Origin of the sequence: Lyngbya aestuarii BL J (genome assembly GCF_000478195.2) — a bacterium.
GTDB lineage: Bacteria > Cyanobacteriota > Cyanobacteriia > Cyanobacteriales > Microcoleaceae > Capilliphycus > Capilliphycus aestuarii.
In genome coordinates this window covers 144,292-157,007 of sequence record NZ_AUZM01000003.1, presented here as the reverse complement: position 1 = coordinate 157,007, position 12,716 = coordinate 144,292, and the positions used below count along the sequence as shown (strand labels likewise).

The 12,716-nt window shown below is 41.5% G+C and carries 9 protein-coding genes; 6 read left to right on the top strand and 3 right to left on the bottom strand.

The window, feature by feature from the left end:
• Positions 1-126 precede the first annotated feature (126 nt).
• Positions 127-1,083, top strand: a complete 957-nt coding sequence (locus M595_RS02445; protein ID WP_023064267.1) for a hypothetical protein — start codon at positions 127-129, stop codon at positions 1,081-1,083.
• Positions 1,084-1,152: 69 nt separating this feature from the next.
• Entirely contained in the window at positions 1,153-1,626 is a 474-nt protein-coding gene (locus tag M595_RS02440) for a BPTI/Kunitz-type proteinase inhibitor domain-containing protein (RefSeq protein ID WP_023064333.1), read from the top strand.
• Between the two features lie 107 nt (positions 1,627-1,733).
• On the opposite strand, the gene rsmG is transcribed toward M595_RS02440, so the two are convergent.
• Both rsmG and M595_RS02430 read right to left on the bottom strand, forming a co-directional pair.
• Positions 1,734-2,429: a 16S rRNA (guanine(527)-N(7))-methyltransferase RsmG gene (gene rsmG, locus M595_RS02435; RefSeq protein ID WP_023064335.1), complete on the bottom strand. Its 696-nt coding sequence runs from the start codon at positions 2,427-2,429 to the stop codon at positions 1,734-1,736.
• 66 nt (positions 2,430-2,495) lie between these two features.
• Positions 2,496-3,152 (bottom strand): ABC transporter ATP-binding protein, encoded by a 657-nt coding sequence (locus M595_RS02430; RefSeq protein ID WP_023064331.1) that lies wholly within the window; start codon positions 3,150-3,152, stop codon positions 2,496-2,498.
• Positions 3,153-3,308: 156 nt separating this feature from the next.
• On the opposite strand from M595_RS02430, the gene M595_RS02425 reads away from it, so the two are divergent.
• The 3 genes from M595_RS02425 (at position 3,309) to M595_RS02415 (ending at position 5,299) form a co-directional block, all read left to right on the top strand.
• Positions 3,309-4,325, top strand: coding sequence for a Sll0314/Alr1548 family TPR repeat-containing protein (locus M595_RS02425; RefSeq protein WP_023064274.1), 1,017 nt, complete (start codon positions 3,309-3,311; stop codon positions 4,323-4,325).
• Positions 4,326-4,346: 21 nt separating this feature from the next.
• Complete coding sequence (locus M595_RS02420) at positions 4,347-4,799, top strand: DUF3531 family protein (RefSeq protein WP_023064341.1); 453 nt, start codon at positions 4,347-4,349, stop codon at positions 4,797-4,799.
• A 65-nt stretch (positions 4,800-4,864) separates the two neighbouring features.
• Positions 4,865-5,299 (top strand): NUDIX hydrolase, encoded by a 435-nt coding sequence (locus M595_RS02415; RefSeq protein ID WP_023064376.1) that lies wholly within the window; start codon positions 4,865-4,867, stop codon positions 5,297-5,299.
• Positions 5,300-5,304: 5 nt separating this feature from the next.
• On the opposite strand, the gene rnhA is transcribed toward M595_RS02415, so the two are convergent.
• Positions 5,305-6,069, bottom strand: a complete 765-nt coding sequence (rnhA, locus tag M595_RS32065; protein WP_023064411.1) for a ribonuclease HI — start codon at positions 6,067-6,069, stop codon at positions 5,305-5,307.
• 452 nt (positions 6,070-6,521) lie between these two features.
• Here rnhA and M595_RS02405 point away from each other — a divergent pair, with 452 nt between their 5' ends.
• Complete coding sequence (locus M595_RS02405) at positions 6,522-12,422, top strand: PAS domain S-box protein (protein WP_023064272.1); 5,901 nt, start codon at positions 6,522-6,524, stop codon at positions 12,420-12,422.
• Positions 12,423-12,716: the final 294 nt, after the last annotated feature.

Below are 12,716 nucleotides of genomic sequence, written 5' to 3'. Positions count from 1 at the left end.
GAATAGAAAGAATTAATTGTGATTCAAACCGAAGTATAAACTCATCATTAGAAAACCTAGCAACTTCAACCTGAAGTGTAAACCATCCAAATTTTTTGTCATAAATTCTAAGACGAGGAAAAACTAATGAGTAATCAATTGGGAAATACAACATCTTCTGGAATTGCTTACGTTCAAGATCGAATTGAGGGAAAAACAAGCAGTCTTTATACTTTAGATTTATCGACAGGTAAAGTCACAAAAGTTGGTGAGATCGGTTTTGAAGTTTCTGATCTTGTGTTTGTTGAAAATCGGCTGTATGGAATTGCGGGAAAAAAGGAAAGTCCCACCAGTAAACTGATTGAAGTTGATCGAAAAATAGGTCAAGGAAAACTGATCGGCGATGTTGGATTTATCGTTGTTGGTTTGAGTTACAATCTCGTTAATAAAACCCTCTATGGAACAAATGCAAAAGAATTAATTGCAATTAACACCCAAACGGGTCGAGGTCAGTCAGCATTAACCGTTGCCGATCAAGAGTATAATTGTGGAGAAGTTGCCTTTGATTCCCATGGAAAAACTTATATTACCTTAATTGGAAGTGATCGGAAAAAGTTACTTGCAACCTGTAACTTAAATTCCCAAGAAAAACCTAAAATTATTGGTGATATTGGATATCCTAACCTCGCTAGTATGAAGTTTTTAGGAGATACATTGTATGGAGTGACTGGAAGCTTCTTTAACTTAGGAAAAGATGGTCAAATCCTGAAAATTAATACCCAAACTGGAGCGGCTACATTAATTGGAATAACTGATCCTGTAAGTCGTTGGGCGGGAATGAGTATCTATCAAGAAATCTCTGACAAAATACCTGTAGATCCTCAACCCATCTCTCCCGGTCAACCTGGAATTTCTGTTCCGATTACAAACATAACATTTGATAGCTTTACTCGCGATCCTAAACTTGATATTGTCTGTCTGACTCCTGTTCGTAGCATTGTGCGTCGAGAAGAAGAAATCACCATCATTCGTAAAGTTCGCAAAGTCGAAGACGTCGATGCAAGTCCTGCTTGTCCGGTGAATACAACCGAAGTCTCAAAATAGTTAAAATCTTGATAATTGTATCCTTACTCTCTGCTAAGGTTGGAGGTGAACCTATTCTCAAATGCTATAATGATTAAACAAATCATCAAGCTAGTCACCACAATTTCATTGGCGATCGCAATCATCATTTCCAGTAGTTTGCTCGTCTCTCCAACTGTTTTTGCTGAACCGAAACCAATGTGTAATCAACCGATACAAAGCGGAACTTGTCAAGCCGATTTTAGTCGATATGCTTTTGATGGTGAACGGTGTGTTCTCTTCTCCTTTGGCGGTTGTGAAGGGAATGAAAATAACTTTATGACCCAGGGAGACTGTCAACAAACTTGTCTCGGTGAATCTAAACGTGTAGATCAAGCGAATACACCCGAACAAATTTGCGCTCAACCGATACAAAGTGGTACTTGTCAAGCCGATTTTAGTCGATATGCTTTTGATGGTAATCAGTGTGTTCCCTTCTCCTTTGGCGGTTGTGAAGGAAACGAAAATAATTTCACAGCCTTAGAAGATTGTCAAGAAACCTGCATTGTACAAGCTGAGAACTAATCTTAATATTTGAGAAGTTTTAATGTTCTCTAACCTTAACCAAAGATCGGGTTTAATATTCAAAATTCGATCTTTTTTTTTGAACTAAAATAAACAAGAATAAAACCTTACAACTTCTTTAAATAAATACAATTTCTTGCCCCCTGAGTCAAGGGTGTTGTAAAGCTTCTCACCGACTCAATTTCGCCCCCCAAACCTTTCAAAACAGAGTTTAACTCTTTTTCTTCCTCCACAGTCCAACGTCCGCGATACAACACCGCTCGCCCCCCTTTCTGACAAAACGGTAAAGCATATTTTGCACAAACAGGCGCCGCCGCCACCGCACGAACTAAAGCCAAATGATACTTATTTTTAAACTTTAACTGTTGATTAACCTGTTCGGCACGGCCCACACAAACTCCTGAGTTTTTAATCTCTAAATCAGCAATCAAAGACTCTAAAAAAACCATCTTTTTGCGGACACTATCTAACAACATCACCGAACTTTTAGGGAATCCAATCGCCACGGGTAAACCCGGAAAACCTGCCCCTGTTCCAATATCAATCACCTCAATAGTTGAGGCTTGAAAATCCCATTCTCCTGTCAACAAAGGCGCAATTCCTGCCAGAGAATCCCATAAATGTTTTTCCCAAAATGCTTCAGGTTCAGTAATTCGAGTTAAATTGAGAGATTGATTTCCGGTTAATATAGCCTGATAAAGAGATTGAAACTGTTGGTTTTGGGTTGCCGTCGGTTGCCAATTTAAAGTTTCTAACCAAACCGAAACTCTATCCGGAATCATCGGGATTTCAGGATCATTCATCGTTAATCAAACCGCAAAAATATTATGAACTATAATCAACAAACGGAAGATTTATTGAGAACAAACTTATGATATTTTTTCCCAAGCTGTATCCGGATCTAGGCATTGTAAATCTCCATGATTCAACGTCCAGCACTGATCAGCAACCCCGATCAAATCAGCAGCATCGTGAGTCACAATCAACAACGTCCAATGGGTTTTTAACTTCACTAATAAACTCACCAATTGTTGTCGCATTGACCAATCCAACCCCGCTGTCGGTTCATCCAACATCAACAAATGCGGTTGACGAATTAATTGTACCGCCAAAGCCAAGCGTCGTTGCTGTCCTCCACTTAACGAATGCGGTGGATTTTGCAGGGACACATGACCCAATCCCACCTCATTTAAAGCATGATTAACCTGTTCTAAACCTAATTCTGGATGTCCGAGGCGTAATTCCTCCAAAACCGTTCCCCCACAAAAATGTCGTTCCGGAAACTGAAACACCAAACCTGCTAACTGTTGTAAGTGTTCAGACGTTAACACCTGATCTCGCCAACAAATTTCTCCCCTTGTTTTTTCAGCCAAACCCGCTAAAATTTCAAGAAGCGTACTTTTACCCGATCCACTGCGACCCACAATCAACCCCATTTGCTGAGGTGCGAGTTCCAAATTGATGTCTTTCAGGATGGGTAAAGGAGTCGCGGGCGGATGATAAAATACATTCTTGAGATAAAGCATCGGGGAAAAAAGCTAAAATTTGAAAGTTAGTAAACCGTTAAACACAGTTCCTCAAGCATCATAACATCTGCTTACCATTTATTGTGGAACAAACTCTTTTATTTTACCGTCAACTATTCATTCTTTACTGTTGTCATTACTCGAAAATTAATCCTTATGTTTGCAGCTTCTTGGTTCAAATCTTTAACTCCAACTTGGCAAAAAATCAGTGCAGTAACCGCGAGTACCACTGTCCTTATCCTTAGCTTATCTATCATTCCAGTTTTGGCAGCCGATCCCTTTCGAGAAGGAGATCAAGCCAGAGAAATTGGAGAAAATACAGAAGCCGCTTTCAAGGCAATGTTTGAACAAGGAAACTATCAAAATGCTCAATGGTATCTCGAACAAGCGGTATCTCAAGAACCAGATGAACCGATGATTTACGCCTTGCTTGCTTCTTTGGCTTACCAACAGCAAGACTTAGAGAGTGTGAAAACTTATGCTGACCAAACAATGGTAGCGGCAAAAGCTCTAGAAAGTCGGGATTTGTTAAGAAGTAATCTCTATACTGCGATCGCTTATTTCTTAGATGGTGCTTATATTTTAGCCACCAAAGGAACGCTTAGAGGTGCGCCCGTTGCTCTAGATATGCTTCAGGATGTTTTCAAACACATGGATGCAGCCGCTCAAATTGATGCAACTGATCCTGAATTGAATCTCATTCGAGGTTATATGGATTTATTTTTAGCTTTAAATCTACCGTTTTCTGATACTCAAGCAGCAATTCAAAAACTCGTTGACTATGGAAGTCCGCGCCATCTGGCTTATCGAGGTCTAGCGCTTGCTTATCGAGATTTAGAGCAACCTGAAAAAGCCTTAGAATTTCTCAGTAAAGCGATAGAAGATGTACCCGAAAATCCTGAACTTCTGTATATCAAAGCTCAACTTCTCAATTCCATTGCCAAACGCAATAATAACCCCACGACGTTAACAGAAGCCCAAGAAAGCTTTCAAGCCGCGTTAGCCCAACCCCAACAACTCCCGAAAAAAATAGTCGCACAAATTTTTTATGAACAATGCAAAAATCTGAACCGCATTGATAATCAAAGTCGTGCTTGTGATCCAATGCGAGATACAATCAGAGAAACGAATAGTTCGTGGGGGCCTACTCGAGAACAAATGCCCTCTTTATAAACCCGATCAGCGAGTCACTTTATGGATGTTAAGTTTCGCGAATGTAATCCTTTTGATATCTGGATTTGGCTTAAATTTAGTACCGTTCCTTCTATGACTGAACGTCAGTATATTGAAGAAGTGTTTGATTCTTGGTTTCTCTTAGGAAAATTAGGTGGGTTTAACGCAGAAAATCTACAAGTTCAAGAGAGTGGAGTTGATATCAACTACATGACCTATGATATAGATAACGCCCAGAGTAGTATGATGGCACTCATGCACAATATGGGAGAAATAGAATACGAAGGACTTTGGGTGAGATGTTGGTTTGATCTCGGAACCAGTGATGCTTTTTCTCTGGATATTTTGATTAGTGCTTTTAAGCAACTGAGTAAAGAATATGTCACTATTGAAGAATTAATTGTTGGCGGAGAAAATGAAGATTGGCCAATTAATGAAGAGTACCGAAATTCTAGTTTAGCTGATTATAACTAAGAGTCTAACGGACGGTAAAAAGAAAGGATCAATATTCACATCAGTTGATTGTATTGGGTGCATTTATGTCTAAGAAAATTAGAGTCTTAGCCTTAGGATTAATTCAAGATCAAAATCGCTTGTTTTTATCCCAAGGTTACGATTCAGTCAAACAAGAAAACTTTTATCGGGCTTTAGGAGGAGGTATAGATTTTGGCGAACAGAGTCGAGACGCTTTACAACGAGAATTCTTAGAAGAAATCCAAGCAACCCTCACCAATATTCAGTATTTGGGTTGCTTAGAAAATCTCTTTGTTCACAACGGAAAACCGGGACATGAGATCGTTCAACTTTATAAATGTGACTTTGCCGATCCGAAATTTTATCAGATCGAACAACTCACTTTTAAGGAAGGAAAACGAGAAAAAATAGCACTTTGGATTCCATTTGAACGCATTTTATCCGGTGAATTAATCCTCTATCCTGAAAATTTTCTTGAATATTGTGTTAACCCAAAATAGAAGTTTTAAAACAACGAAATTTGCTGCATCTCTGGATTTTCATAGCCTAAATCTTGAAGTAGATTTTGCTGTTGACAGGCTTGAACTGCTAGGCGATCGCAACATTCATTTTCACGATTGCCTGCATGACCTTTGACCCAAACAAATTTTACTTGATGCTGTGAACACAGTTTTAATAACTGTTCCCAAAGATCGGGGTTCATGGCTAATTCTTTTTTATTTCGTTTCCAGCCATTGGTTTGCCAACGTTCAGCCCACCCTTTTTCAATCGCATCAACCACATATTTAGAATCACTATAAAGCGTTACTTTGCTTTTTTTCTCTAATACTTCCAACCCCACAATTGCCGCCATCATTTCCATGCGATTATTGGTGGTGAACTGAAAACCTCCTGATAATTCTTCTCGATGATCTCCACGAATTAATACAATTCCATAACCCCCTGGCCCCGGATTTCCCTGACAAGCCCCATCGGTATATAACATTACTTCTTGAAGTTCTGATGAATTTTCTGAAGTGTTTTGAATCTCTTGAACCAACCGATCAGACACTAAGGTTTTTGTCGGTTTGGGTTGAGGTTTAGTTTTTGGAGAAACCGTCAAGTTTGGCGTTACACTCTCCCGAAATAGCCGCATCATCTTTAAAAGATTGGATCGATATTCTGGCGGTGTCGCTTCAATTTCTGCTAAAAACTCAGCAGTCTCGATTGGAGAGGATTGATGTACAGGTTCAGACAAGCCGTGATCGGTCATTCCATTCAGTTGAGACATAATCTTTTTTTGAGTCAATGCAGTCTATACAGCATCACTGCTCTTTTCATTCTAAGATGCAATTGCACTTCTGCTTCTACAAAAATTTTGCAGATCTGAATCTATCTCAAGATAGAGATGTTGAGACTATTATTTATCTTAAGCTAAAATATAACCTTAATCAACAGAATGATGAATGATGAATGATGAATTATAAATTGATGACCTGAAATAGAGGACACAAATCCCTACTTTCTGCTTGAGTTATGAATTATAATTTCTGAAATTAAATTTTATTTTGAGAGCGAAAAAATTGTGATATCATTTATATATCTTCATTTTTCAGGACTCATAATTCTAGATTCAGAGTTGAGTTAAAATTGCACCTAAAATTAATTTTATTTTGACTACAAGTTTAGAATTAAAACATGACAATCTCGATAAAAATAGGCATCGCTAGGAGGGAAAAAACAGTGACGGAAACACAACCCGATCCATTTCTGAGTCTCAGTAAAATGGGAGAAATTATGCGATCGTTCGATTGGCAACAAACTCCTCTGGGTGCAGTGGATCAATGGTCTATACAGCTTAAAACTATTTTAAATCTGATTTTAAACGCTTGTCATCCGATGTTTATCCTTTGGGGAGATGAAAAACTTTTCCTCTATAATGATGCTTGTCGTTCAATTTTTACGGATCTTCAGCCAGCTTTAACTTTAGGTCAACCTTTAAAATCGTGTTACCCAAACCTAGATCGGGTCATTGCTTCAGATATCCAACACATTTTAACAACAGGAGAAGCGATTTGTCGTGAAAATCAAGACTTCAATCAACCGTCATTTATTGAACAAAAACACAGTTCTTTTAAAACCTCCTACAGCCCAATTTTTGATCAAATCGGTAAGGTAGCAGGTGTGTTGGGAACCCTGATAGAAATCCCTTCCCCTGCACAGGCACCCATTAACCCCGAAACACCCTCTAATATCTTAGAACGAATTACCGATGCTTTTGTCGCCTTAGATCGCAATTTTTGTTATACCTACGTCAATCAAGAAGCGGCCCGTTTATTCGGATATTCTCGCGAAGAACTATTGGGAAAACAACTCTGGAAAGATGTATTTGTAGCCGAAGCAGAATATCCCGAAGCCGAACAATTGCGTCAAGCGATGAAGGAACAAACCCCCCTTTATTTAGAAGCTTTCTCCCCAAGCCTGAATCGCTATTTAGAAATCAACGCCTACCCCTCAGAAGAAGGAATTTCGATCTATTTTAGAGATATTAGCGATCGCAAAAAAATCGAAATTAAACTGCAATCCAGCGAAGAATTTAACCGTCGGATTATCGAAAGTAGCGCCGACTGTATGAAAGTATTAGACTTAGAAGGGCGACTCCTCTCAATGAACTCCGGAGGACAACTCCTCCTTGAAATTGATAATATTGAACCATTTTTGGATCAACCTTGGGTAAAGTTTTGGCAAGATCAAGATCATCCCAAAGCAGAAAAAGCCATTCGCCTTGCGAAAGTCGGAGGAACCAGTCGTTTTCAAGGCTATTGTCCAACTCAAAAGGGTCAATCTAAATGGTGGGATGTGATTGTTACCCCCATCTTTGGAGAACAAGAACAAGTCGAACAAATTCTCTGTCTGTCGCGAGATATCACCAACTTAAAAGAAGCCGAAAACGCACTCCGAACCAGTGAAACTCTCTATCGAACCCTCAGCGACGCCGTTCCCGACTTTATCTGGTCTTGTGACAGCAATGGACAAACCGATTTTGTCAACTCGCGCTGGATAGAATATACAGGGTTAACCCTAGAAGAACTCAATACTAACGGCTCCCAACAAATCAATCATCCCGATGACTATCCTCACTTACAGCAAGCCTGGGAAGAAGCCAAACAGCAAGGAGAATTTTTTGAAGCCGAATTTCGTTATCGTCGCCATGACGGAGTTTACCGTTGGTTTATGGGCCGTGCAGTTCCCCTCAAAGATGAAGTGGGTAACGTGATTAAATGGATCGGCACCACCACAGACATCCACGAACGCAAACAAGCCGAAGCCGAACGAGAACAACTGCTTCAACAACTCGAAACCGAACGCTCTCGAATGAATGCAATATTACAACAAATGCCAGCCGGAGTGCTGATCGCCGACGAAGCTACCCAAAAATTAGTTCTCGCCAACCAACAAGTTGAACAGATACTCGGCTACTCTTACCCCCTGGACTTAGAGTTAGATGCCTACACTCAAACGATTACCTTTACAGGGTTTCATCCCAACGGACAACCTTATCATGCCTCAGAATATCCCCTGCTGCGATCGCTGAAAACAGGCGAAGTCATTTTAGGGGAAAAAATCTCCATTCTCCGGGCTGATGGGGATTGTATCTTTATTAATGTTAATTCCGCCCCAATTCGCGATCGACAGGGAGAGATTGTCGCCGCCGTTGCTGTGTTTCGAGATATTACCGCTCAACGACAGGCAGAACTGTCTCTGCGACGAGGTGAAGAACGATTTCGTGCCTTGATCGAACAGGCCCCCGATGCGGTATTGATTGCCGATATCGATGGCACCTATATTGATGTCAACAACAACGCCTGTGACTTATTGGGGTATCGGCGAGAAGAACTGATAGGAAAGCAAATCAGCGAGCTTATTCTGAGCGAAGACAAGCCCCGACTCGCAGCAATGAAGCAATCTTTACTCCTCGGGAATACCCATGTCGAAGAATGGACGTTAATTAGAAAAGATGGAACTCCCGTTCCCGTTGAGATTAGTACCAAGATTTTACCCGATAGCCGTTGGCAAGCCTTTGTCCGGGATATCACCGAACGCAAACGCACCCAACAAGCCCTCCAAACCAGCGAAGAACGATTTCGACAGATGGCCGAAAACATCGAAGACGTCTTCTGGATCTCCCAAATGCAGGACTACAAAGTTCTTTATGTTAGTCCCGCTTATGAAAAAGTCTGGGGACGTTCCTGTGAAAGTCTTTATAAAAACCCCTATCAATGGATGGAAACGATCCACCCCGACGATCGCGAACTCGTTCAAGCCAGCTTCACTGAACAGGTTTTAACAGGTCGATGCGATGTGGAATTTCGGGTGATTCGTCCGGATGGGTCTATACGGTGGATACGCGATCGGGGTTTTCCCATTCCCGAAGCAGACGGTCAAATTCGGCGAGTGGCGGGTATTGCCGAAGATATCACCGATCGCAAGCAAGCTTTATCCGCCCTCAGACAACGCGAAGAAGAACTCCGCTTAATTACCGATGCAGTCCCGGCTTTAATCGCCTACGTTGATCGCGATCAACGGTTTCGCTTTGTGAATCAAGCCTATCAGGATTGGTTTGGACAACCGCCCGAAAAAATTATCGGTCAGCATCTAGCTGAATTTCTTGGGGAAACGGCTTATCAGTACATGAAACTCAATGTCGAATCAGCCCTAGCCGGAGAACCCGTTACCGTTGAACTCTGGATGCCCTTTGAGGGTGGCCCCCGTTATGTTCGTCGTCAATATATTCCCGATATTGCAGACAATGGTACTGTTAAGGGATTTTATGCTCTGATTACTGACATTACCAACTTAAAACAAGCAGAAGTTGCCCTGCGCCAGAGTGAACAACGTTATCGCTCTCTCGTTTCTATTTTGAGTTCGATTGTGTGGACGGTTGATCCCGAAGGTCACTTTATTCAACCTCAACCCGCTTGGGAAACTTACACCGGACAAAGTTGGAGTGAATATCAAAATTGGGGTTGGTTACAAGCGATTCATCCTGAAGACCAAGCACGAGTTCAATCTCTGTGGATACAAGCGCGAGACAACAAAACCATTTATCAATCTGAAGGACGGATCTGGAATGCTGCAACCCAAAATTATCGCTACTTTGAAGCAAAGGGAATCCCTTTATTTAACTCCGAAGGTTCGATCCAAGAATGGGTAGGGACGATCACCGATGTAGACAACCGTAAACGAGCAGAAATTGCCCTGGGGCAAAGTGAAGAACGATTTCGGCAAATGGCGGAAAATGTCGAGGATGTTTTCTGGATCAGGGATGTGGAAGACGAGCAGATTCTTTATGTCAGTCCAGCCTATGAAACCATTTGGGGATATTCAGCCGAAAGCCTTTATGCTAATTCCTACGACTGGCTAGAGGCGATTCATCCCGAAGATGCCTTGCGAGTCAGAACGGCTATTTTTGAACAAGAACAAGGACTGAATGGGCAATTTAGTCAAGAATATCGCCTTCTTCATCCAGATGGTTCCGTGCGTTGGATACGCGATCGTTCTTTTCCCATTGCCAACGAACAGGGTAAAGTTCGGCGTATCGCTGGTATTGCTGAAGACATTACCAATAGTAAAGAAGTTGCTGCTGCTCTGCGACGCAGTGAACAACAATTTCGTGTGGCTCAAGAATTGTCGCTGTATGCCTTTACCATCCTCAAAAGTGTGCGGGATGAAACCGGACAAATTGTTGATTTTGAGTTGATTTACGTTAACCCCAAAGCCGCAGAAGCGATCAAACGTCCCGCAGAACATCTGATTGGTCAACGACTTTTAGAAGTCTTACCCGGAAGTCAACTCAATACCAATCTTTTTTATCGCTACATTCAGGTTGTGGAAACGGGTCAACCTCACAATATCGAGATTTTATACGACGCTGACGGGATTACAGGTTGGTTCCACAATATGGCGGTGAAGTTAGAAGATGGTGTGGCGGTTTCCTTTAACGATATTAGCGATCGCAAACAAGCTGAAGAGGCTTTACGAGACAGTGAAGCCGCAGCCAAAGCTAGGGCTGAAGAATTAGAAACCTTGATGGAAGCGGTTCCCGCAGCGATTTGGATCGCCCACGATCGCCATTGTCATCAGATGAGTGCTAACTTAACCGCCTATGAACTGATGCGAATGTCTCCCGGTGAAATCACCACCGCAACTTCCCCCGATGGAAAGAATTACTTACCATTTAAGCAACAAAGAAATGGCAAAGAGATTCCCCCTCACGAATTACCTATGCAACGGGCGGGACGAACAGGTGAGGAGGTTGAAGGAGAATTAGAGTTTGTGTTTGACAGTGGTGATGTTCGCTATATCTACGGTAAAGCCGTTCCCCTGCGAAATGATCAGGGCAAGGTGCGCGGGGTGATTGGAGCGTTTTTGGATGTGACGGAACGCAAACAAGCTGAAGCTGAACGAGAACAACTTCTCGCCCGTGAACGTGCTGCTAGAGAAGAAGCTGAGGCTGCTAACCGCATCAAAGATGAATTTTTGGCGGTTTTGTCTCACGAGTTGCGATCGCCGTTAAATCCGATTCTCGGTTGGGCGAGTTTGCTTCAGCGTCAAAAGGTCGATGATCAAGTTTTTCATCAGGCTTTAACGACGATTGAGCGTAATGTGAAGTTGCAAGTTCAGTTGATTGATGATTTATTAGATGTTTCTCGGATTTTACGCGGTAAATTGAAGTTAAATCGGTCGTCGGTTGATCTGGTTGTTGTGATTCTTTCTGCCATTGAAACGGTTCGTCTGGCCGCAGAAGCTAAGTCGATTGAGATTAGAACTCACCTCGATACTCAAGCTGGAAAGGTTTTAGGAGATGCGGGTCGTCTCCAACAAATTGTCTGGAATTTACTGTCTAATGGGGTTAAATTTAGTGAGAGTGGTGGACAAGTGGATGTTTATTTAGAATGTGTGGGGAATGAGGCTGAAATTCGAGTACAAGATCGCGGAAAAGGAATTAATTCTAAGTTTTTACCTTATGTGTTTGAATATTTTCGTCAAGAAGATGGAACAACAACTCGCAAGTTTGGTGGCTTAGGGTTAGGATTAGCAATTGTTCGTTATATTACTGAAATGCACGGGGGAACGGTGCAAGCCGATAGTCCAGGCGTTGAAAAAGGGGCTACTTTTACCGTTAAATTACCTTTACTTCCCCTTGATGGAAAATCTTTAGACTCTGACAACATCATAAATGCCAGCTCGATTAATGCTCAGTGTTTACAGCGAATTCAAGTTTTAATTGTTGAGGATGAAGCTGATACCCGTGAGTTTTTGACTTTGATGTTAGAACAGGCGGGTGCAACGGTGATAGCAATGACTTCAGCACCTGAAGGGTTAAAAGCATTTATGAATTCGACTCCCGATATTTTGGTCAGTGATATTGGGATGCCGGGAATGGATGGTTATCAGTTAATCAAGCAAATTCGCTCATTATATAAGAATGAATCGGACAAACAAATGCCTGCAATTGCCTTAACTGCTTATGCGGGAGAAGCTGATTTTAAAAAGGCGCATCGATCCGGTTTTAACCAGCATATTTCTAAGCCGGTTGAACCGCAGATTTTAATTCAGGCAATTCTGGATTTAATCAACTGATAAAGAACTTCAAGTCACAATTTGTTTTTGAATTTAAGTAAAAATCGTCTAGTTTTTTCGTCGTGTTTGCAGCGAATTAACGACAGCTCTTGTACAAGTTGCTGTTCACTACACGGATACAAATATCGCCAACGGAAAACCTGCTAAACTAAAAGTTTGGGTGGTGTTCTGCCTTTCTTGCAATTGCGAATCAACTTGATCGATTGAGTATTCTGACTCCAACTCGCTCTATTCAGGCTCTCAAGTCCATAAAGCATTAAGTTTTAGCGTTAACTCTTTACAAAAGGTAGCAGT

Excerpts from the sequence above, each read along its gene's own strand:
- M595_RS02445 (WP_023064267.1), top strand. The coding sequence starts at position 127 with ATGAGTAATCAATTGGGAAATACAACATCTTCTGGAATTGCTTACGTT.
- M595_RS02440 (WP_023064333.1), top strand. The coding sequence starts at position 1,153 with ATGATTAAACAAATCATCAAGCTAGTCACCACAATTTCATTGGCGATC.
- rsmG (WP_023064335.1), bottom strand. The coding sequence starts at position 2,429 with ATGAATGATCCTGAAATCCCGATGATTCCGGATAGAGTTTCGGTTTGG.
- M595_RS02430 (WP_023064331.1), bottom strand. The coding sequence starts at position 3,152 with ATGCTTTATCTCAAGAATGTATTTTATCATCCGCCCGCGACTCCTTTA.
- M595_RS02425 (WP_023064274.1), top strand. The coding sequence starts at position 3,309 with ATGTTTGCAGCTTCTTGGTTCAAATCTTTAACTCCAACTTGGCAAAAA.
- M595_RS02420 (WP_023064341.1), top strand. The coding sequence starts at position 4,347 with ATGGATGTTAAGTTTCGCGAATGTAATCCTTTTGATATCTGGATTTGG.
- M595_RS02415 (WP_023064376.1), top strand. The coding sequence starts at position 4,865 with ATGTCTAAGAAAATTAGAGTCTTAGCCTTAGGATTAATTCAAGATCAA.
- rnhA (WP_023064411.1), bottom strand. The coding sequence starts at position 6,069 with ATGTCTCAACTGAATGGAATGACCGATCACGGCTTGTCTGAACCTGTA.